At 63.4% G+C, this 21551-nt stretch carries 22 protein-coding genes; 14 read left to right on the forward strand and 8 right to left on the reverse strand.

All coding sequences use genetic code 11. From position 1 onward, the window contains the following. Position 1: 1 nt before the first annotated feature. Positions 2 to 538 carry a PilN domain-containing protein gene (locus tag LJX93_RS25195; protein WP_033702008.1) on the reverse strand — a complete coding sequence of 179 codons (537 nt, stop codon included), beginning with the start codon at positions 536 to 538 and terminating at the stop codon, positions 2 to 4. Next, complete coding sequence (gene pilM / locus LJX93_RS25200) at positions 535 to 1398, reverse strand: type IV pilus biogenesis protein PilM (RefSeq protein ID WP_227696516.1); 864 nt, start codon at positions 1396 to 1398, stop codon at positions 535 to 537. The genes LJX93_RS25195 and pilM overlap by 4 nt, the downstream gene beginning before the upstream one ends. 181 nt (positions 1399 to 1579) lie before the next feature. Between pilM and LJX93_RS25205 the strand changes: the two genes are divergently transcribed. After that, a complete protein-coding gene (locus LJX93_RS25205; RefSeq protein ID WP_371856397.1) occupies positions 1580 to 4030 on the forward strand; it encodes a penicillin-binding protein 1A in 2451 nt (816 codons plus the stop codon). A gap of 176 nt (positions 4031 to 4206) precedes the next feature. On the opposite strand, the gene LJX93_RS25210 is transcribed toward LJX93_RS25205, so the two are convergent. The 3 genes from LJX93_RS25210 to rpmE form a co-directional block, all read right to left on the reverse strand. Beyond that, entirely contained in the window at positions 4207 to 5475 is a 1269-nt protein-coding gene (locus LJX93_RS25210) for a malic enzyme-like NAD(P)-binding protein (RefSeq protein WP_027592351.1), read from the reverse strand. Between the two features lie 178 nt (positions 5476 to 5653). Further along, positions 5654 to 6475, reverse strand: a complete 822-nt coding sequence (locus LJX93_RS25215; protein ID WP_227696517.1) for a thermonuclease family protein — start codon at positions 6473 to 6475, stop codon at positions 5654 to 5656. Between the two features lie 2 nt (positions 6476 to 6477). Then, entirely contained in the window at positions 6478 to 6693 is a 216-nt protein-coding gene (rpmE, locus tag LJX93_RS25220) for a 50S ribosomal protein L31 (protein WP_033702012.1), read from the reverse strand. A 168-nt stretch (positions 6694 to 6861) separates the two neighbouring features. Between rpmE and LJX93_RS25225 the strand changes: the two genes are divergently transcribed. The 3 genes from LJX93_RS25225 to LJX93_RS25235 all read left to right on the forward strand — a co-directional run bounded on the left by LJX93_RS25225 (position 6862) and on the right by LJX93_RS25235 (position 11631). Next, the gene (locus tag LJX93_RS25225; protein ID WP_033702585.1) at positions 6862 to 9081 is read left to right on the forward strand and encodes a primosomal protein N'; all 2220 of its coding nucleotides are present in this window, start codon (positions 6862 to 6864) and stop codon (positions 9079 to 9081) included. A gap of 113 nt (positions 9082 to 9194) precedes the next feature. Beyond that, positions 9195 to 10931, forward strand: a complete 1737-nt coding sequence (argS, locus tag LJX93_RS25230; RefSeq protein WP_047582193.1) for an arginine--tRNA ligase — start codon at positions 9195 to 9197, stop codon at positions 10929 to 10931. A 1-nt stretch (position 10932) separates the two neighbouring features. Next, positions 10933 to 11631, forward strand: coding sequence for an SPOR domain-containing protein (locus LJX93_RS25235; RefSeq protein ID WP_227696518.1), 699 nt, complete (start codon positions 10933 to 10935; stop codon positions 11629 to 11631). A gap of 59 nt (positions 11632 to 11690) precedes the next feature. Here the strand turns inward: LJX93_RS25235 and LJX93_RS25240 are convergent, their stop codons facing one another. Continuing rightward, entirely contained in the window at positions 11691 to 12110 is a 420-nt protein-coding gene (locus tag LJX93_RS25240; protein WP_033702015.1) for an NINE protein, read from the reverse strand. A gap of 167 nt (positions 12111 to 12277) precedes the next feature. Between LJX93_RS25240 and LJX93_RS25245 the strand changes: the two genes are divergently transcribed. Continuing rightward, positions 12278 to 12901, forward strand: coding sequence for a C40 family peptidase (locus LJX93_RS25245; RefSeq protein ID WP_033702017.1), 624 nt, complete (start codon positions 12278 to 12280; stop codon positions 12899 to 12901). Between the two features lie 130 nt (positions 12902 to 13031). Here the strand turns inward: LJX93_RS25245 and LJX93_RS25250 are convergent, their stop codons facing one another. Next, a complete protein-coding gene (locus LJX93_RS25250) occupies positions 13032 to 14030 on the reverse strand; it encodes a type IV pilus twitching motility protein PilT (RefSeq protein WP_047582189.1) in 999 nt (332 codons plus the stop codon). Positions 14031 to 14095: 65 nt separating this feature from the next. Between LJX93_RS25250 and LJX93_RS25255 the strand changes: the two genes are divergently transcribed. The 9 genes from LJX93_RS25255 to LJX93_RS25295 all read left to right on the forward strand — a co-directional run bounded on the left by LJX93_RS25255 (position 14096) and on the right by LJX93_RS25295 (position 20678). Then, entirely contained in the window at positions 14096 to 14782 is a 687-nt protein-coding gene (locus LJX93_RS25255; protein WP_033702019.1) for a YggS family pyridoxal phosphate-dependent enzyme, read from the forward strand. Between the two features lie 38 nt (positions 14783 to 14820). Continuing rightward, the gene (gene proC, locus LJX93_RS25260) at positions 14821 to 15639 is read left to right on the forward strand and encodes a pyrroline-5-carboxylate reductase (protein WP_047582185.1); all 819 of its coding nucleotides are present in this window, start codon (positions 14821 to 14823) and stop codon (positions 15637 to 15639) included. A gap of 10 nt (positions 15640 to 15649) precedes the next feature. Beyond that, positions 15650 to 16240, forward strand: a complete 591-nt coding sequence (locus LJX93_RS25265) for a YggT family protein (protein ID WP_033702021.1) — start codon at positions 15650 to 15652, stop codon at positions 16238 to 16240. Between the two features lie 100 nt (positions 16241 to 16340). After that, entirely contained in the window at positions 16341 to 17480 is a 1140-nt protein-coding gene (gene metX / locus LJX93_RS25270) for a homoserine O-succinyltransferase MetX (protein ID WP_033702022.1), read from the forward strand. 7 nt (positions 17481 to 17487) lie between these two features. Further along, a complete protein-coding gene (gene metW, locus LJX93_RS25275; RefSeq protein ID WP_033702023.1) occupies positions 17488 to 18108 on the forward strand; it encodes a methionine biosynthesis protein MetW in 621 nt (206 codons plus the stop codon). Between the two features lie 22 nt (positions 18109 to 18130). Beyond that, positions 18131 to 18565: a DUF4426 domain-containing protein gene (locus LJX93_RS25280; protein WP_033702024.1), complete on the forward strand. Its 435-nt coding sequence runs from the start codon at positions 18131 to 18133 to the stop codon at positions 18563 to 18565. Continuing rightward, a complete protein-coding gene (gene rdgB / locus LJX93_RS25285; protein ID WP_033702026.1) occupies positions 18562 to 19158 on the forward strand; it encodes an RdgB/HAM1 family non-canonical purine NTP pyrophosphatase in 597 nt (198 codons plus the stop codon). The genes LJX93_RS25280 and rdgB overlap by 4 nt, the downstream gene beginning before the upstream one ends. Beyond that, positions 19155 to 20342, forward strand: a complete 1188-nt coding sequence (hemW, locus tag LJX93_RS25290; RefSeq protein ID WP_033702027.1) for a radical SAM family heme chaperone HemW — start codon at positions 19155 to 19157, stop codon at positions 20340 to 20342. Before rdgB ends, hemW begins: the two co-directional genes overlap by 4 nt. Positions 20343 to 20351: 9 nt before the next feature. Next, positions 20352 to 20678: a DUF3392 domain-containing protein gene (locus LJX93_RS25295; protein ID WP_033702028.1), complete on the forward strand. Its 327-nt coding sequence runs from the start codon at positions 20352 to 20354 to the stop codon at positions 20676 to 20678. Between the two features lie 144 nt (positions 20679 to 20822). Here LJX93_RS25295 and trmB read toward each other — a convergent pair whose 3' ends face one another. After that, positions 20823 to 21545, reverse strand: coding sequence for a tRNA (guanosine(46)-N7)-methyltransferase TrmB (gene trmB / locus LJX93_RS25300; protein WP_033702029.1), 723 nt, complete (start codon positions 21543 to 21545; stop codon positions 20823 to 20825). Positions 21546 to 21551: the final 6 nt, after the last annotated feature.

The raw sequence follows: 21551 nt of genomic DNA on the forward strand, positions 1-21551 counted from the left end.
CTCACGACCAGAACGCCGACACGCGCGCAGTCAGGACGAACTCGTCACCCGAAGGCAGGTGCTTCACATGCTTGAGTGCCAGGCCTTGCAACACTGCGGAGCGTTCGAGGTCGCGCATGAACTGGGCGACCACGGCGCCGGATGCGGCCACACCGGTGACGTGCAAACGGCCGTGCGCAAGCGTTAGCTCAGTGAGCTGCAAGCCTGCGGGCAACGCGGCCTCCACATCTGCGAGCAAGGCAGGCAGTACCCCCTGATCGGCCCTCAGGCGGGCCAGGGCCGCAACCTGCGCCTGGGTGGCATCGTGGTCGGCACGCACGTCGGTGTGCTGCTCCAGCTGCTTGCCCAGCAGCGCCAGCGCAGACTGGTGGCTGGCATTGCTCGTCGCTTGCTGCTGGGCGCGCTGGCGTGCCAGTTGGTCAATCAGCATCACGCAACAAAGCGCCAGGATTGCACTGCCAAGCAACATCCACTGGAAGCGCCGAAGCATCGAGCGGCGCTGCCGCTCGCGCCAAGGTAATAGGTTCAGACGCATCATGGGCGCATGCCCCCTGAGGCCAAGGCGCATGCCAGCAGCATGCCGCCGTCTTCCGGCGCCAGCCCCGCACGCAGCGGCAGTTGCCGACAGGGCAGGTTCACCGCTTCACTCAGGCCTTCAAGCCACCCCTGCTCAATCACCGAGCTGCTGACGACCAGCAAGCACTTCTGCTGGGCTTCGCCCGCCAAATGCGCATGCAATTGGGCAGGCATTTGCCCGAGGTGCAACTCGCGGCGCTGCGCTGGCACGCCCTGTTGCCAGCAATGCAACGTCGCACCTTGCGCCTCCAGGCGTAACAAGGCCGAGCCCGCAAGCTCGCTCTGCGGCAACATTCGCTGCAACGCGACGCTGTCGACTTCCATCACCTCCAGCTGCAGCCCGGCGGCATCAAGCAGGGCTTCAATCGGCTCCAATGAGCGCTGGCGACAGGCAGCCACCATGACATCCAGGCAGCCGGCCTGGTCCTTGGAAGGGCCAAGCACCTGAAAGTCCAAGGCCAGATCCTCCAGCGCAAAGGGGAACAGGCGATCGGCATCGGCCAGCAACTGCGCTTCCATGTCCGCCTCACTCTGGCCTGCCGGTAACTGGCAAGGCTTGCAGATCACCTGATTTGCCGGCAGCGCTAGCGCCGCCCGCCGCTGCCGAATGCCGCTGCGCCTGCAGGCACGCTGCAAGGCACCTACCACGCGCACAGGGTCGCTTGCCCAGTCACCGCCACTGTAGGGTTCATACGGTTCGTGCGCCCAGGCCGCGACCTGGCAACGCCCATTGCGCTGCCGCAGCTGCACAACCCGAACCGAATCGGAGGCAATTTCCACCCCCATCAATGAACCGGCATCCATGCCGAAACGTCCAAGCATCACTGCTCCTTTGCTGTATGCCGCAAACCCGCGTCAACACTAGGCCTGCGCGGCCGAACGGATCGACGGGCCGCCTGGCCGGTCACCCGGCGAGGCGAAAAAATGCTTATAATGCCCAGCGTTTTTGGTCCGCTGGACCCGTACGCAATTCACTTATCAACCTGGACGCCCAAAAGCCTTGATACGTCTGCTGAAGTTCTTCTGGTGGTCTTCCGTCGCAGTCATTAGCGCGCTCGTACTCGGTGTGAGCGGTGCGTTTCTGTATCTTAGCCCTAGCCTGCCCTCGGTCGAGTCACTCAGAAGCATCCAGTTGCAGATCCCCCTCAGGGTGTACAGCAGCGACGGCAAGCTGATTGCCGAGTTCGGCGAAATGCGCCGCTCGCCGATCCGCTTCGCGGAAATCCCCCCACAATTTATCCAGGCGCTTCTGTCAGCCGAGGACGACAACTTCCTCAATCACTATGGCGTCGACCCCAGCAGCCTGATGCGCGCGGCCACTCAGTTGGTCAAAACCGGTCATATCCAGACCGGTGGCAGCACCATCACGATGCAGGTGGCGAAGAACTTCTTCCTGACCAGCGAACGCAGCTTCTCGCGCAAGACCAACGAAATCCTCCTGGCCCTGCAGATCGAACGTGAGCTGACCAAGGACGAAATCCTCGAGCTGTACGTGAACAAGATCTACCTGGGCAACCGGGCGTACGGCATCGATGCGGCCGCACAGGTCTACTACGGCAAGTCGATCCGCGACGTGAGCCTGGCGCAGATGGCAATGATCGCCGGCCTGCCCAAGGCTCCTTCGCGCTTCAACCCGCTGGCCAACCCGGTGCGCGCCAAAGAGCGCCGCGACTGGATCCTGGGCCGCATGTACAAGCTCGGCAAGATTGACCAGGCCAGCTACCAGACCGCCCTGGCCGAACCGCTCAACGCCAGCTACCACGTGCCGACCCCCGAGGTGAACGCCCCGTACATCGCTGAAATGGCCCGCGCCGAGATGGTCGGCCGCTATGGCAGCGATGCCTACACCGAAGGCTTCCGTGTCACCACGACCGTGCCGAGCGACATGCAGGAGATGGCCAACAAAGCCATTCTCGGCGGCCTTTCCGACTACGACGAACGCCACGGCTACCGCGGCCCCGATGCGCGCTTCCCGGGCAAGACCCACGCAGCCTGGCTGCTGGAGCTGGGCAAGCAGCGCACCCTGGGCGGCCTTGAGCCGGCCATCGTCACCCAGGTCGACAAGGCCGGGCTTACGGTGCTGACCCGTAGCGGCCAAGAAGAAACCGTCGCCTGGGACACCATGAAGTGGGCGCGCCCGTTCCTCAATAGCAACTCCCAGGGCCGCACACCGCAGAGCCCGGCAGATGTTGCACAGGTCGGCGACCTGGTGCGCCTGCAACGCCTGGATGACGGCACGCTCAAGTTCAGCCAGGTGCCGGGCGCACAGAGCGCGCTGGTCACCCTCGACCCTTACAACGGCGCTATCCGTGCCCTGGTCGGCGGCTTCTCGTTCGAGCAGAGCAACTACAACCGCGCCATGCAGGCCAAGCGCCAACCCGGTTCGAGCTTCAAGCCTTTCATCTATAGCGCGGCACTGGACAGCGGCTACACCGCCGCCAGCCTGGTCAACGATGCGCCGATCGTGTTCGTCGACGAGTACCTGGACAAGGTCTGGCGACCGAAGAACGACACCAACACCTTCCTCGGCCCGATCCGCATGCGCGAGGCGCTGTACAAGTCGCGCAACCTGGTATCGATCCGCCTGCTGCAGGCAATGGGCGTGGACCGCACCATCGACTACATCGCCAAGTTCGGCTTCAACAAGCAGGACCTGCCCCGCAACCTGTCGCTGGCACTGGGCACGGCTACCCTGACCCCGATGGAGATCGCCACTGGCTGGAGCACTTTTGCCAACGGCGGCTACAAGATCACCCCCTACCTGATCGATCGCATCGAGAGCCGCAACGGCGAGACACTGTTCACCGCCAACCCGGCCCGTGTACCTCAAGGTGCCGAGGACCAGGCCGGCCTTGCCGCGCCTGAACAGCCGATCAGCACCGTAGCGATGCCGGGCGAGGCGCCAGCCGCCTTTGGCCAGGTCACACCGGCGCCACAAGTGCCGGCAGTGGCTGAGCAGATCATCGACGGGCGCACCAGCTACATCCTCACCAGCATGCTGCAGGACGTGATCAAACGCGGCACCGGCCGCCGTGCACTGGCCCTGGGCCGCACCGACCTGGCGGGCAAGACCGGTACCACCAACGAGTCCAAGGATGCCTGGTTCTCCGGCTACAACGCCGATTACGTGACCACGGTATGGGTCGGTTTCGACCAACCCGAAACCCTGGGCCGTCGTGAATACGGTGGCACAGCGGCACTGCCGATCTGGATGAGCTTCATGGGCGCCGCGCTCAAGGACAAGCCCAACCACGCCCCTGCGGAGCCGGAAGGCATCCTCAGCCTGCGGGTTGACCCGGTCAGCGGTCGCGCCGCCTCGCCGAGCACGCCCAACGCCTATTTCGAGCTGTTCAAGGCTGAAGACTCGCCGCCGTCGGTGGATGAGCTGGGCAACGGTGCGGCACCGGGCAGCCCGCTGCCGGCAGATGAAGCGGCGCCGATGGATCTGTTCTAAAAGCGCAGTGCTGTCTTGAGGTTTGAGTGGGCGCGTAAATCGAGCGCCGCCCGCGCGGCGCCCAATTTCGCAGCCGACAAAAGTGTGGTGACGAATCCCACTGCCCCTACGCCTCCAAGACAAAAAAAGCCCCGACTCTCACGAGCCGGGGCTTTCTTGTGTGGCTACGACCAGAATCAGCCGTTGAACACTTCATCCACGCTGTTCAGCGGGTAGTGCTTCGGATACGGCAGGGTCGCCACGCCGGATTCGATGGCTGCCTTGGCAACGGCATCGGAAACGACGGTGATCAGACGGGCATCCAGAGGCTTCGGAATGATGTACTCACGGCCGAACTCCAGGCCTTCGACGCCGTAGGCTTCGCAGACTTCCTTCGGCACCGGCAGCTTGGCCAGGTCTTTCAGGGCGATGGCGGCGGCGATCTTCATTTCTTCGTTGATGCGCTTGGCGCGAACGTCCAGGGCACCACGGAAGATGAACGGGAAGCCCAGTACGTTGTTGACCTGGTTCGGGTAGTCGGAACGACCGGTGGCCATGATCACATCGTTGCGAGTGGCGTGAGCCAGCTCTGGCGAGATTTCCGGATCGGGGTTCGAGCAGGCGAACACGATCGGGTTGGCCGCCATCGACTTCAGGCCTTCTGCGCTCAGCAGGTTCGGGCCGGACAGGCCAACGAACACGTCGGCACCGTTCAGGGCGTCAGCCAGGGTGCGCTTGTCGGTTGCGTGGGCGAACTGCGCCTTGTACTGGTTCAGGTCGTCGCGGCCAGCGTGAATCACGCCGCTGCGGTCGATCATGTAGATGTTTTCGACCTTGGCACCCATGCTGACCAGCAGCTTCATGCACGAGATGGCGGCAGCGCCGGCACCCAGGCAGACGATCTTGGCTTCTTCCAGCTTCTTGCCCGCGATTTCCAGGGCGTTGATCATGCCGGCGGCGGTAACGATCGCGGTGCCGTGCTGGTCATCGTGGAAGACCGGGATGTCGCACTGTTCGATCAGGGTGCGCTCGATTTCGAAGCACTCGGGTGCCTTGATGTCTTCGAGGTTGATGCCACCAAAAGTGATCGAAATGCGGCGAACGGTGTCGATGAAGGCTTGCGGGCTCTCCGACTCGACTTCGATGTCGAACACATCGATACCGGCGAAACGCTTGAACAGAACACCCTTGCCTTCCATGACCGGCTTCGAGGCCAGTGGGCCCAGGTCACCCAGACCGAGGATGGCGGTACCATCAGAGATCACCGCAACCAGGTTGCCCTTGCCGGTGTACTTGTAGGCCAGCTCTGGATCACGGCCGATTTCGCGCACGGGTTCGGCAACACCTGGGCTGTAAGCCAGGGCGAGGTCGCGGGCGGTGGCGGTGGGCTTGGAGAGCTCGACGCTCAGTTTCCCCGGACGAGGTTGAGCGTGATATTCGAGAGCGGCGGTTTTCAGGTCTGACATGGTGGGCATTCCGCTATTTACTGTTCTGACGGACCGCCGAGGATACGCAAAGAGCCGGGGAGTCACAAGACTGGTCGGTCACTTGTGTCAAGGCCTTTAGCCTACGACTTTACGCTATAACCCACGGGGCATAAGACTGACAGTGTGTACAATCCAATAGCGAAATGTCTACATCTTTTCAGCCTGAAATGCGTTCCAACATGCTCGGATCGGTCAATGGCAACACCCAGCGTCGCTGCCCAGGCTGCAGGCCGCCCTTGCGGGAACGATCCAGCACCCAGCCACGTGCCTCGACCTGGCGTCCTTTGAGGTTATCGAAGAAGCTGGGCGGGAAGTTGCGTTGCAGACGAGCGGGAACCTGCAGCACCACGGTGGAATCCAGCGTCAGCCAGACGCCGCCGCGATTACGCTCGACACCTTGAATGCGGCCACCGATGACAGCGAAGCCGGACTGCCGGACATCCCTCGCGCGCACCACCGGCGAACTGCGCCACAGGCCGATACCCGCCTTGCGCGCGACTTGCTCGGCCAGTTGCTGGCAACCCACCAAGCGCACATTGGGGGCAACGGCGACGCGGTAGCCAAGCCCCTCGCTGAGCAGCTGTGCTTCAAGATTGTAGCCATTGCGGCCGTAGATATGTGCCAGCGTGCGGCCGTATTTGTCTTTGGCCTCGGCACCCGGCACCAGCCCGACACGCCCGTCGCTGGCCTTGACCAAGGCCTGCAGCCGCCGCTTGGCGGCCTCGGCATAGGGCTCGCTGGTGCGCCCCTTGCGCCCGATCTCCGGGGCATTGATGCCGATCATGCGTACACTGCGGCCATCGGTCAGGCGCAAGGTATCGCCATCCACCACCTGCCGCACCGCCACGGGCTGCGGGTTGGCCGGCAGCGGGCAGAACGCCAGGGCCGGCAAATGCCAGATCACGGCCACAAAAAAAGCGCCCACAAGGGGCGCTTTTTTTTGCAACAGCGCGAAACCCGAGGGATTCGCCATGCGCATTATTACTTCTTGGCACCGAACATGCCGAAGCGATCGGCAAACTTCTGTACGCGACCACCGGTGTCCAGGACTTTCTGCTTACCGGTGTAGAACGGGTGGCACAGGTTGCAAACGTCGATCGCCAGGGTGCTACCCAGGGTCGAACGGCTTTCAAACTTGTTGCCGCAGCTGCAGGTGACTGCAACTACTTCGTAGTTCGGATGAATATTTGCTTTCATGGTCACTTCCTCGAGCTGCGTGCCGCCACCCAACACCAATTGTTGAATACCGCACGTAATTAGGCGGCGAATAATACCAGAGCCCAGCTTCAGCGCAAGTTGTCGCTTGCACCGACTGTCGTCTGCTAGGCTCGCCAGTCTTTGAAACGCCCTTGCGAGACCTTCCGCGTGTCCGATGTCATCCTGCGCCTTGCCCTGCCCTCCCCGCTGCGTCGCCTTTTCGACTACAGGGCACCGGCGAGCATGGCGCGCCAGCCCCTCACGCCCGGCATGCGCATTCGCGTGCCCTTCGGGCGCCGCGAGATGATCGGGGTGCTGGTGGAAGTGTGCGACCAGAGCGAAGTGCCCGCCGACAAGCTCAAACCGGCCACCGCACTGCTGGACCCGGTGTCGCCGCTGCCACCCGCCTTGTTCAAGCTGTGCTTATGGACCGCCCAGTACTACCAGCACAGCCTGGGCGACACCCTGAACTGGGCGTTGCCGACCTTGCTGCGCCAGGGTGAACCGGCAGAGATGCGCCAGGAACGGTTCTGGCATGTGGCCGCTGATGCCCGCCACGATGACCCGCGTATCGCCCGCGCCCCACGCCAGCGCGATGCGCTGAAGACTCTGGCGCAGCATCCACACGGCGTGGCGCACAGCCTTCTGGGCAAGCTCAACCTGAACAAGGACAGCCTCGACCTGCTGCTGGCCAAGGAACTGGTCACGGTCGAAGTTCGCCGCCACTTGCCGACCCCGCGCCACGAGCACTGGCTGGCGCAGCCCGAACTGCCGCTCAATGAAGAACAGCGCAACGCCTTCGACGCGGTATGCACGGGGTTCGGCAGTTTCAATGCCTTCCTTCTGGCCGGGGTGACCGGCAGCGGCAAGACCGAGGTCTACCTGCAGCTGATCCGCGAAACACTCGAGGCCGGTAAGCAGGCACTGGTACTGATCCCGGAAATCAACCTGGGCCCGCAGACCCTCGCGCGCTTCGAGCAGCGCTTCAACGCCCGCATTGCCTTGTTGCACTCGGCCGTCGGCGACCGCGAACGCTTGGATGCCTGGCTGGCCGCCCGTGATGGCGAGGCAGACATCATCATCGGTACCCGCTCGGCGCTGTTCACGCCGATGAAAAACCCCGGCCTGATCATCATCGACGAAGAACACGACGGCTCTTATAAGCAGCAGGAAGGCCTGCGCTACCACGCCCGCGACCTGGCCTTGGTGCGCGCCCACCAGGAGAACATCCCGATCCTGCTCGGCTCGGCCACGCCTTCGCTGGAGACCCTGCACAACGCCCAGACCGGCCGTTACACCTTGCTACGCATGAACCACCGCGCCGGCGGCGCCCGCCCGCCGCGCATGCTGCGCCTGGATGTGAAAAGCCTGCCACTGGACAGCGGCATCAGCGGCCCGTTGCAGCAGGCCATCCGCCAAACCCTGGAAGCGGGCCAGCAAGTGCTGGTGTTCCTCAACCGCCGCGGCTTTGCCCCGACGTTGCTGTGCCACGATTGCGGCTGGTTGTCCGAATGCCCTCGCTGCGATGCACGCATGACCGTGCACCAACGTTCCGGCGTGCTGCGCTGCCACCACTGCGGCTATGACGAACGCCTGCCGCACCAGTGCCCGCAGTGCAACCACGTCGACCTGCGCCCGGTGGGCGCGGGCACCGAACGGGCCGAAGAGCGCCTCAAGGTGCTGTTCCCGGACTACCCGATCCTGCGCGTAGACCGTGACAGCACGGCGCGCAAAGACGCCATGCACAACCTGTTCGGCACCATCCAGCGCGGCCAGCCGAGCATCCTGGTGGGCACCCAGATGCTCGCCAAGGGGCACCACTTCCCACGGGTGACCCTGGTGGCCATCCTTGACGCCGACGGCGGGCTGTTCTCGGGCGATTTCCGCGCCAGCGAGCGCATGGCGCAATTGATCGTGCAGGTGGCCGGGCGCGCCGGGCGTGCAGAAGAGCCCGGCAAGGTCATCATCCAGACCCATCTGGCCGACCACCCGTTGCTGGTACAGCTGACCGAACAAGGCTATTTCGCCTTCGCCGAACAGGCCCTGGACGAGCGCCGCGCGGCCGGCCTGCCGCCCTTTTCGCACCTCGCCCTGCTGCGCGCCGAGGCGCACAAACCGGGCCAGGCCGAGGGTTTTCTCGACGAAGCCTGCAGCGCGGCAGAGCGCCTGGTGACCGAACAGCAGCTCCCAGGCATTGAACTGTTGGGCCCCGTACCGGCTCCGATGGAGCGCCGAGCGGGCCGCTTCCGCGCCCAACTGTTGATACAGGCCAATACCCGGGCACCTCTGCATCGACTGATCAGTGCCTGGTTGCTAGTGTTGGAGCAGATGCCGAGCGGCCGGCAGGTTCGCTGGTCCCTGGATGTGGACCCGGTAGACCTTTACTGACAGCCCGAACCTTGGCAAAGGTTGGCAACCCGCTCTCGGCAACGGATAATGCCCAGTTTTTCCACCTGCGCATCGAAGCGCTCCACCGCGCTTGCGGTCGAAAAGAGAACCCCATGAAAGACACCATTCGCCAGCTGATCCAGCAAGCCCTCACCCAACTCGTCACCGACGGTGTGCTGCCTGAAGGGCTGTCGCCGGCGATCCAGGTGGAAAACGCCCGGGACAAGACCCACGGCGATTTCGCCAGCAACATCGCGATGATGCTGGCCAAACCGGCCGGCATGAAGCCACGCGACCTGGCAGAAAAGCTGATCACCGCGCTGCCGGCCAGTGACGACATCAGCAAGGTCGAGATCGCCGGCCCGGGCTTCCTGAACTTCTTCCAGAACACCAGTGCCCTGGCCAACCGCCTGGACGCCGCCCTGGCCGACGACCACCTGGGTGTGCGCAAGGCCGGTGCCAGCGAGAAGGTGGTGATCGACCTGTCGGCACCCAACCTGGCCAAGGAGATGCACGTCGGCCACCTGCGCTCGACCATCATCGGCGACAGCGTCGCACGGGTACTGGAGTTTCTTGGCGACCAGGTCGTGCGCCAGAACCACGTGGGCGACTGGGGTACCCAGTTCGGCATGCTGATGGCCTACCTGCAGGAAAACCCGATCACCAGCGACGAGCTGTCGGACCTGGAGAACTTCTATCGTGCGGCGAAGAAGCGCTTCGATGAATCCGAAGAATTCGCCACCCGTGCCCGTGGCCTGGTGGTCAAGCTGCAAGCCGGTGACCCTGAGTGCCTGGCGCTGTGGACCCGCTTCAAGGACATTTCGCTGTCCCACTGCCAGAAAACCTACGAGCTGCTCAACGTCAAACTGACCATGGCCGACGTCATGGGCGAAAGCGCCTACAACGACGACCTGGCCAACGTGGTCGCCGACCTCAAGGCCAAGGGCCTGCTGGTCGAGGACCAGGGCGCGCAGTGCGTGTTCCTCGAAGAATTCAAGAACAGCGAAGGCGAGCCCCTGCCGGTGATCGTGCAGAAGGCCGACGGTGGCTACCTGTACGCCACCACTGACCTGGCGGCGGTGCGTTACCGCAGCAATGTGCTCAAGGCCGACCGCGCCCTGTACTTTGTCGACCAGCGCCAGGCCCTGCACTTCAACCAGGTGTTCGAAGTGGCGCGCCGCGCCGGCTTCGTCGGCCACCCGATGCAGATGGAGCACATGGGCTTCGGCACCATGAACGGCGCCGATGGCCGCCCGTTCAAGACCCGCGACGGCGGCACCGTGAAGCTGATCGACCTGCTCACCGAGGCCAAGGAGCGTGCGTACGCCCTGGTCAAGGAGAAGAACCCGAGCCTGTCCGAAGACGAACTGCGCCACATCGGTGAAGTGGTCGGCATCGGCGCGGTCAAGTATGCCGACCTGTCCAAGCACCGGACCAGCGACTACAGCTTCAACTTCGAGCTGATGCTCAACTTCGAAGGCAATACCGCGCCTTACCTGCTGTATGCCTACACCCGCGTGGCGGGCGTGTTCCGCAAGCTGGGCAAGGGCTTCGACGAGGTCGATGGCCAGATCGTGCTGCAGGCCGAGAAGGAACAGGACCTTGCCGCGCGCCTGGCGCAGTTTGGCGAAGTGCTCAACAGCGTGGCCGACAAGGGCACTCCGCACGTGCTGTGCAGCTACCTGTACGACCTGGCGGGCCTGTTCTCGAGCTTCTACGAGAACTGCCCGATCCTCGCTGCCGACACCCCAGAGCAGCAACAAAGCCGCCTGCGCCTGGCCGCACTGACCGGTCGCACCCTCAAGCAAGGTCTGGAACTGCTCGGCCTGGAAACCCTGGAGCGCATGTAAGTTGGCTGCCAAGAAAAAACCTGCTCCAAAGCGCGGCGCCAGCCGCCAACAGGCGCCGGCCAAACAGCCGATTCCCGGCTGGGTATGGCTGGCGGTCGGGCTGACCGTAGGCGCGTTCATCGTCTTTCTGATGAAGCTGGAACCGGGTGGCGGTGACATTACGCGCACCAAGCCGGAGCAGCAGAAACCGGAAAAGGCCGCCGAAACCAGCAAGACCACAGCGACCACCCCGCAGCAGCCGGTGAAGCCGAAGTACGACTTCTACACCCTGCTGCCGGAGTCCGAAGTCATCGTGCCGCCGGAAGCGGTACCCGAGAAAACCCCACCGGTACCGGCCCAGCCGGTGACACCGGTTACCCCGGCGGAAGCGGCGAAGATCGACACGGCGCGGGCCCAGGCTGCACTGCTGGGCCAGACGCCACCCCCTGCACCGCCGGTGATCAAGCCAGCGGCGACCACCCAGTTCTTCCTGCAGGCCGGCTCGTTCCGCAAGCAGGCTGACGCCGACAAGGTCCGCGCGCAGATCATTCTGCTGGGCCAGTCGGTGAAGGTGGAGTCGGGCACGGTCAAGGACGAGACCTGGTACCGCGTGCTGGTCGGGCCGTTCAGCAATCGTGAACAGCTGACCGGGGCGCAGAAGCAGCTTGCCGGCGCTGGGTTCAGCAACCTGCTGTTGCAACAGCGCCAGACCCGCCAGTAACCAGAAGGCCTTGCCGCAGTGATGCGCCAAGGCCTTTTTCTTACCCTTTTTTCGTACGCTCAGCGCCGGTCGCTGTTGGCTTCGGAGATCTGGCTGTTCAGGGTCCAGAAGTCGTACAGCACGCCGACCAGGAACAGGCCACCGGTAAAGAAGTAGATGATCGCGGTGACCCATTTACCTTGGTACAGGCGATGCACGCCGAAGATGCCCAGGAACGTCAGCAGAATCCAGGCGATGTTGTAGTCGATTCGGCCAGCCCGGAAGCGCAAGTCAGCCTCGCGGTCCATCGCGGGAATCAGGAACAGGTCGATCAGCCAACCGATGCCCAACAAGCCCAGGGTGAAGAACCAAAGGGTGCCGGTGATCGGCTTGCCATAGTAGAAGCGGTGCGAGCCGGTGAAGCCAAAAATCCACAACAGGTAACCGATGACCTTGCTGTGGGTGTCGTGAAGCGGTTCACTCTGTTGATAACTGTTCATTCATAGCCCTCGTGGGTTATCCGAAAATTTTCTAAGAAAAAATGTGACTTTCTCGTTGCTGGCCGACGTATGGCACCCTGCCAATCGACCAACGGATCAAAAATTGATCAAAAAGCTGTTATAAAGTTGCGCGCCCAACACATAACTATTCATAAAGAGCTTCATCTATGCCGCCTTTACTCAAGACATGGCTGACCCTCTGTCTATTATTACCCTTGGCCGCCCACGCCACCAATCGTGAGCAACGTCTTCCCAATGGTTTCACCGGCTATACCACCAATGCCTCGGTGAAACACGCGCCGGCCAAGCACACCACGCTGCGCGCGCGCCCGAACAATGCCGCCAGCAGCCGCAGCGCGCCGGTGGCTGCCATGTCGCCGAAGCAGAGCAGCGATGTGCTCAGCCGCGCGGTCAATGTGCTCGGTACGCCCTATGTCTGGGGCGGCAGCAGCCCGAAGAAGGGCTTCGACTGCAGCGGGCTGGTCAAATACGCCTTCAACGACGTGGCCGACGTCGACCTGCCGCGCACCTCCAATGCCATGGCCCAAGGCCACGGCGTGAAGGTAGCCAAGGGCGACCTCAAGCCGGGTGATCTGATCTTCTTCAACATCAAGAGCCGCCGGGTGAACCACGTTGCCATCTACCTGGGCAACGATCGCTTCATCCATGCACCGCGCCGCGGCAAGCGGGTGAGCATCGACAACCTGAGCAAGCCTTACTGGCAGAAGCACTATGTCGTGGCCAAGCGCGTATTGCCGAAAGAGCAGCAACTGGCGTTGGCCAAGCGCTGATCAAGCTTTGTGTGAATGTGTAGGAGCGGCCTTGCGTCGCGAAAGGGCCGCAGCGCGGCCCCGACGATCTTTGATGCGAAGCTGAAAACCTGGGGCCGCGCTGCGGCCCTTTCGCGACGCAAGGCCGCTCCTACAAGGTTTCGGTCAATCCTTTAGCGTGCAGCTCACGCAACGCCGCCTCCATCGTCCGCATGCCCGCCGCGGCTCCCGACTGCATCACCGACTGCAACTGCGCCAGCCGCCCCTCACGGATCAGGTTACGCACCGCCGTGTTGGCCACCAGCACTTCCCGCGCCGCAACACGGCCGCCGCCCACGCGCTTGACCAGCACCTGCGCCACCACCACCCGCAACGACTCGGCCAGCATCGCCCGCACCAGTGGCTTTTCCTCGGCAGCAAAGACCTCGACCAATCGGTCGATGCTATTGATGGCCGAACGGGTGTGCACCGTCGCCAGCACCAGGTGCCCCGTCTCCGCCGCCCGCAACGCCAGGCGTATGGTCTGCAGATCACGCAACTCACCAATCACGATCACATCCGGGTCCTGACGCAGCGCACTGCGCAGCCCCTGAGCGAACCCGCCACAATGGCGGCCAATTTCGCGCTGATTGACCAGGCTGCGCTGGCTGCTGTGGATAACTTCGATAGGGTCTTCCAGCGTGATGATATGCACAGGCCGTTCGCGGTTGAGTTGATCGAGCAGCGCCGCCAAGGTGCTGGACTTGCCGCTGCCGGTTGGCCCGCCCACCAGAACCAGGCCATCGGTACACTGCGCAACAGCTAGAAACACTTCGCCCAGGTCGAGTTCATCGAGCGTCGCTATGCGTTTCGGGATCACGCGAAAGGTTGCCGCCAGGCCGTTCAACTGGCGAAACAGGTTCAGGCGAAAGCGGCCCAGCGCTGGCAGTTGCAACGCGACGTCCAGCTCATCACCCTGTGCCCATTGCTGGCACTGCTCATCCGCCAGCAAGGGTGTCATCGCATCGCTCAGGGCCGCCGACAGCAGTGGCGGCGCGTCCATGCGTTGCAGCTCGCCATCAAGGCGCAGCATCGGTACCTGGCCTGCAGCCAGGTGCAGGTCCGAAGCCCCCGCTTCCACGGCACGGGCCAACAGGTCGGTCACATCCATGAGACTCCCCAAAGGCGATCAAGCAGGTAGAATGCCGCAGACCCTATCGCCGCCGGCATCGATCCATGTCCACCATAGCAGACAACCTATCCGCCCTCGCCGCCCGCATCGCCAGCGCCGCACAGGCCGCCGGGCGGGACCCGGCCAGCATCCAGTTGCTGGCGGTGAGCAAGACCAAGCCCGCCAGCGCTATCCGTGAAATCCACGCCGCAGGCGTGCGCGATGTCGGCGAGAACTACCTGCAGGAAGCGCTGACCAAGCAGCAGGCATTGGGCGACTTGCCCTTGATCTGGCACTTCATCGGCCCCATTCAGTCGAACAAGACCAAAGCCATTGCCGAGCATTTCGACTGGGTGCATTCCGTGGACCGCCTGAAGATCGCCCAACGCCTCTCGGAGCAGCGCCCTGCCGCACTGGGGCCGCTGAACATCTGCCTGCAGGTGAATGTCAGTGGCGAAGACAGCAAGTCCGGCTGCGCCCCTGCCGACCTTCCGGCATTGGCCAAGGCGGTCGCCAGCCTGCCCAATCTGCGCCTGCGTGGGCTGATGGCGATCCCTGAACCTAGCGATGAGCGTGCCGTGCAGGAGGCCGCGTTCGCCACCCTGCGCGAGCTTCAGCAAGGTCTGGACCTTGGCCTGGACACCTTGTCCATGGGCATGAGCCACGACCTGGAGGCGGCGATCGCCCAGGGAGCGACCTGGGTACGTATCGGCACCGCCCTGTTCGGCGCCCGCGATTACGGGCCCGTCTGATTCCATGCTTTACTCACTCTTTCCCACAAGGACCTGACATGAGCAAGACACGTATTGCCTTTATCGGCGCCGGCAACATGGCCGCCAGCCTGATCGGCGGCCTGCGTGCCCAGGGCCTGGAGGCTTCGCAGATCCGCGCCAGCGACCCGGGCGCCGAGACCCGCACCCGCATCCAGGCCGAGCACGGCATCGAAACCTTCGAAGACAACGCCCAGGCAATCGCCGGTGCCGACGTGATCGTGCTGGCGGTCAAGCCGCAGGTCATGAAGGACGTCTGCCAGGCCCTGCAAGCCCACCTGCAGGAAGGCCAACTGATCGTTTCCATCGCCGCCGGCATCACCTGCGCCAGCCTGCAAAGCTGGATTGGCCCACGCCCGGTGGTGCGCTGCATGCCCAACACGCCAGCGTTGCTGCGCCAAGGCGTCAGCGGCCTGTATGCCACCGAGCAAGTCAGCACGGCACAACGCCAGCAGGCCGAGCAACTGCTGTCTGCCGTGGGCACCGCCCTGTGGCTTGATCAAGAGCAGCAACTGGACGCTGTGACCGCCGTTTCCGGCAGCGGCCCGGCGTACTTCTTCCTGTTGATCGAGGCCATGACCGCCGCCGGCGAAAAACTCGGCCTGCCCCGCGAAACCGCCTCCCAGCTGACCCTGCAGACCGCTTTGGGCGCTGCGCGCATGGCCGTTGCCAGCGATGTAGACGCTGCCGAACTGCGCCGCCGCGTCACCTCGCCAGCCGGCACCACCGAAGCTGCGATCAAGTCGTTCCAGGCCAGCGGCTTCGAAGCCATCGTCGAGCAGGCGCTGCAGGCCGCAGCGACGCGGTCCGCCGAGCTGGCCGAACAACTGGGCAAATAAGGAGCTCTAGATGAATGCACTGTCAGGCGCCGCGATTTTCGTGGTGCAAACCCTGGTCAGCCTGTACCTGGTGATCGTCCTGTTGCGCTTCGTACTGCAACTGGTCAAGGCCAACTTCTACAACCCGCTGTGCCAGTTCACGGTGCGCGCCACCCAGCCGCTGCTCAAGCCGATCCGCCGCGTCATCCCCAGCATCGGCGGCCTGGACACCTCGTCCCTGCTGCTGGCGGTGATCATTCAGGCGCTGCTGATGGCCTTCGTGCTGATGGTCACCTATGGCACCTTCGGTGATGTGCTGCACCTGTTGATGTGGGCCATCATCGGCATCACCTCGCTGTTCCTGAAGATCTTCTGGGTCGCGATGATCGTCATGGTGATCGTCTCGTGGGTCGCACCCAACAGCCACAACCCGGCTGCTGAGCTTGCGTACCAGATCAGCGAACCGGTACTGGCTCCGTTCCGTCGCCTGGTGCCAAACCTGGGCGGCATGGACATCTCGCCGATCTTCGCCTTCCTGGCCATTCAGGTCATTCAGTCGTTCGTCATGCCTCCGCTTGCCGCCTATGCGGGCATGCCGCAAGAGCTGTGGCGGATGATCTGACACCCTCCTTGGCCATCGGCGCCTTCTGCGGCAAGCCATTGCTTGCCGCAGGGGGTAGCGCTCTTTAGACTTACGCCTCCGTCAAGCGTGAGCAGGGTCGATGTCCACTGTCCTTCCCGAAGATTCCGTCGGTCTGGTTACACCGCAAACAGCCCGGTTCGAAGAGCCGCTGGCACTGGCCTGTGGCCGCTCCCTGGCCAGCTACGAGCTGGTCTATGAGACCTATGGCACCCTGAACGCCAGCGCGAGCAATGCCGTGCTGATCTGCCATGCCTTGTCCGGCCACCACCATGCCGCGGGCTACCATGCCGAAACCGACCGCAAGCCAGGTTGGTGGGACAGCTGCATCGGCCCCGGCAAGCCGATCGACACCAACCGTTTCTTCGTGGTCAGCCTGAACAACCTCGGCGGCTGCAATGGCAGCACCGGCCCCAGCAGCCTCAACCCGGCCACCGGCAAGCCCTATGGTGCCGACTTCCCGGTGCTGACCGTGGAAGACTGGGTGCACAGCCAGGTGCGCCTGGCCGACCGCCTGGGCATTGGCCAGTGGGCCGCGATCGTGGGCGGAAGCCTCGGCGGCATGCAGGCGCTGCAATGGACCATCACCTACCCCGACCGGGTGCGGCACTGCGTCGATATCGCCTCGGCGCCCAAGCTGTCGGCGCAGAACATCGCCTTCAACGAAGTGGCCCGCCAGGCCATCCTCACCGACCCGGAATTCCACGGTGGTTCTTTCCAGGACCAGGGCGTGATCCCCAAGCGCGGGTTGATGTTGGCGCGCATGGTGGGCCATATCACCTACCTGTCCGATGATTCGATGGGTGAAAAATTCGGCCGTGAGCTCAAGAGCGACAAGCTCAACTACGACTTCCACAGCGTCGAGTTCCAGGTCGAAAGCTACCTGCGCTATCAGGGCGAGGAGTTTTCCGGCCGTTTCGACGCCAATACCTACCTGCTGATGACCAAGGCGCTGGATTACTTCGACCCCGCGGCGGCCCACGGGGGCGACCTTGCCGCCACCCTCGCCGGCGTCACGGCAGACTACTGCATCATGTCGTTCACCACCGACTGGCGCTTCTCGCCGGCACGTTCCCGCGAGATCGTCGACGCACTGATGGCCGCACGCAAGAACGTCTGTTACCTGGAGATCGACTCGCCCTACGGGCACGATGCCTTCCTGATCCCCACACCTCGCTACATGCAGGGTTTCTCGAACTACATGAACCGCATCGCCATCTGAGGACAGCATGAGAGCCGATCTGGAAATCATCCACGACTGGATTCCCGCCGGCAGCCGGGTACTCGACCTGGGCTGCGGCAGTGGCGAACTGCTGGCCTCGCTGCGTGACCGCAAGCAGGTCACCGGTTACGGCCTGGAGATCGACCCCGACAACATCGCCGCGTGCGTGGCCAAGGGCGTCAACGTCATCGAGCAGGACCTGGACCAGGGCCTGGGCAACTTCGCCAGCAACAGCTTCGACGTGGTGATCATGACCCAGGCCCTGCAGGCCGTGGAGTACCCCGACCGCATCCTCGACGAGATGCTGCGCGTGGGCCGTCAATGCATCATCACCTTCCCCAACTTCGGCCACTGGCGCTGCCGTTGGTACCTGGCGACCAAAGGCCGCATGCCGGTTTCGGACTTCATGCCGTATACCTGGTACAACACGCCGAACATCCACTTCTGCACCTTCGCCGACTTCGAAGAGCTGTGCCACGAGCGCCATGCCAAGGTCCTTGACCGCCTGGCCGTCGACCACTTGCACCGTAATGGGTGGGGCGGCCGGCTATGGCCTAATCTTCTAGGTGAGATCGGCATCTATCGCGTCAGCAGCCCTGGCCTGCAGGAGCACCAGCTCGCGGTTTGACGCCCACTGGAGGAATCGCACCATGCGTCGCCTGACCCTGTTCCTGATCAGCCTGTGCCTGGCCCTGCCCGTACTGGCTGCCGATGCCGCCCGTCCCGAGCGCAAGGAAGTGTTTGGCGACGTGACGGTACACTACAGCGCGTTCACCTCGAGCATGCTGACACCAGAGGTGGCCGCAGCCACGGGCCTGGTGCGCAGCAAGAACCAGGGCGTGCTCAACATTGCCGTGCTCAAGGCCAACAAGCCGGCCATGGCGGTCGTCAGCGGCACGGTGAAGGACCTGACCGGGCGCAGTAGCCCGCTGTCCTTCAAGCAGATCAACGAACAGGGCGCGGTGTACTACATCGCCCAGTTCAAGATCGAACAGCCCGAAACCGTGACCTTCGACCTCAATGTCGAAACCGGCGGCATCAGTAACTCTCTCAGCTTCAACCAGGAAGTGTTCCCAGGCGAATGATGAATTTCCAGCAACTCGTATTGGCCAGCCACAATGCCGGCAAACTCAAGGAACTCCAGGCCATGCTCGGAGCCTCCGTACAGCTGCGCTCGATCGGCGAATTCAGCCAGGTCGAGCCAGAGGAAACCGGCCTGTCGTTCGTCGAGAACGCCATTCTCAAGGCACGCAATGCCGCGCGCATCTCTGGCCTGCCGGCACTGGCCGACGACTCGGGCCTGGCAGTCGACTACCTGGGTGGTGCGCCGGGCATCTACTCCGCACGCTATGCCGATGGCAAGGGTGATGCGGCGAACAATGCCAAGCTGCTGGAGGCCTTGAAAGAGGTGCCTGAGGCTGAGCGTGGCGCGCAGTTCGTCTGTGTGCTGGCGCTGGTGCGTCACGCCGACGACCCACTGCCAATCCTGTGCGAAGGCCTGTGGCACGGGCGCATCATGTTCGAAGCCAGCGGCGAGCACGGCTTTGGCTACGACCCGCTGTTCTGGGTACCGGAGCGCAATTGCTCGAGCGCGGACCTCGCCCCGGTCGACAAGAACCAGCTCAGCCACCGCGCCCGCGCCATGGCCCTGCTGCGTCAACGCCTGGGCCTGGCATGATCGAAACGTTGTCCACCCAGCCGTTCCCGAGGGGGGCGGCGGGTTTCGCCGTGCTGCCGCCCTTGGCGTTGTACATCCACATCCCGTGGTGCGTGCGCAAGTGCCCTTATTGCGACTTCAACTCCCACGCGGCTGGCCCCGAGCTGCCTGAAGAGGCGTACGTCGACGCCCTGCTGACCGACCTCGATCAAGAGCTTGTAGCCGTGCAGGGGCGCCCGATCAGCTCGATCTTCTTCGGTGGCGGCACGCCGAGCCTGTTCAGCGCCAATGCGCTCGGCCGCCTGCTGCGCGGTGTTGAACAGCGCATCCCGTTCGCACCAGACATCGAAATCACCCTGGAGGCCAACCCAGGCACGTTCGAGCAGGAGAAATTCAAGGCGTACCGGCAAACCGGCATCAACCGCCTGTCCATCGGCGTGCAAAGCTTCCAGCCCGCCAAACTCGAGGCGCTCGGGCGCATTCACAATGGCGACGAAGCAATCCGCGCTGCGGGCATGGCCCGCGCCGCAGGGTTCGACAACTTCAACATGGACTTGATGCACGGCCTGCCCGAGCAGTCGCTGGACGATGCCCTGGGTGACCTGCGCCAAGCCATCGAGCTGGGGCCAACCCACTTGTCCTGGTACCAGCTGACCGTAGAGCCCAACACGGTGTTCTGGAACCAGCCCCCCGAGCTGCCCGAAGACGACATCCTCTGGGACATCCAGGAGGCGGGGCAGGCGCTGATGGCCGAGCACGGCTACCGCCAGTACGAGGTTTCCGCCTATGCCCAGCCAGGCCGTGCAGCCAAGCACAACCTCAACTACTGGCGCTTTGGTGATTTCATCGGTATCGGTGCCGGCGCCCACGGCAAGCTGACCCTCGCCGACGGGCGCATCCTGCGCACCTGGAAAACCCGCCTGCCCAAGGACTACCTGAACCTGGCCAAGCCGTTCAAGGCCGGTGAAAAGCTGCTGCCGGCCGAAGAATTGCCCTTCGAATTCCTGATGAATGCCTTGCGCCTGACCGATGGCGTGGAAGCCGAACTGTTTACCCTGCGCACCGGCCTGCCGCTGGCACAGCTGGTCGAGGCACGGCGTGCCGCCGAACAAAAAGGCCTTTTGCAGGTCGAACCGGATCGATTGGTGGCCACGCCACGCGGCCAGTTGTTCCTCAATGACCTGCTGCAGTATTTCTTGACCTAAGGATGACCCATGGATCTGGTACTTGATCTGCTCGCGACGGTTTCCCGCTGGAGCCGCAGCAACCTGTCGGAGATTTCGCTGGCCTTGGTAGGCTGCCTGCTGGTGCTGTTCGGCACCGATATCAAAGCCTGGGCCGAGCAACGCATCGGCAGCTTGGCGGGCGCGCTGCGCGTGCCAGTGATGGCCTTGCTGGTGATGATCGGCAGCGGTGCGGCGCTGATCTATGCCACGCCATGGGTGGTGAAAGGGCTGAGCCAGTTCAATAACTATGCGCTGGCACCGGTGCTGCTGGTGGTGCTGGTGTTGATCGGCGTGGTGGCTGATCGGCGGGGTTGATTTACGCCTGCAGAGCTGCATCTACTCTGTGGAAGCGGAGACTCCGTCCTCTCGCTTTCATAAAAAAAAGCCGCCTCTCTCAAGGCGGTTTTTTTTTGCCTGCATTTCTGCAAGCGCTGCGGTTCAATCGGCTAAATCAGCTGATCAATCCACCTTTTCGAACTTCAAATCCCAAACGCCATGCCCCAAGCGCTCACCACGGCGCTCGAACTTGGTGATCGGCCGCTCTTGCGGACGCGGCACATAGGCGCCGTCCGCCGCCTGGTTACGGTAACCCGGCGCAGCGCTCATCACTTCCAGCATGTACTCGGCATACGGCTCCCAGTCGGTCGCCATGTGGAACACGCCACCGGGCTTGAGCTTGCGGCGCACCAGCTCGGCGAACTCCAGCTGGACGATGCGGCGTTTGTGATGGCGTGCCTTGTGCCAAGGGTCCGGGAAGAACAGCATCAGCCGGTCGAGGCTGTTGTCGGCCACGCAGCGGTTCAGCACTTCGATGGCATCGCAATCGTACACCCGCAGGTTCTTCAGGCCCTGGGTCAACACGCCATTGAGCAGCGCGCCAACACCCGGACGGTGTACTTCGACACCGATGAAGTCCAGTTCAGGGGCGGCAGCCGCCATCTCCAGCAGGGAGTGGCCCATACCGAAACCGATCTCCAGGGTGCGCGGCGCAGCGCGGCCGAACACCTGGTCGTAGTCCACCGGGCTGTCGGCCAGGGGCAGGATGAACTGTGGGCCACCCTGGTCCAGGCCGCGTTGCTGGCCTTCGGTCATGCGACCGGCGCGCATCACGAAACTCTTGATACGGCGGTGTGGGCGCTCTTCGCCTTCGGCGGTGGTCGGCGTTTCTTGCGATTCAGTCATCAGGAG

It is taken from the genome of Pseudomonas sp. HN2-3 (genome assembly GCF_020691745.1).
Lineage (GTDB): Bacteria > Pseudomonadota > Gammaproteobacteria > Pseudomonadales > Pseudomonadaceae > Aquipseudomonas > Aquipseudomonas capeferrum.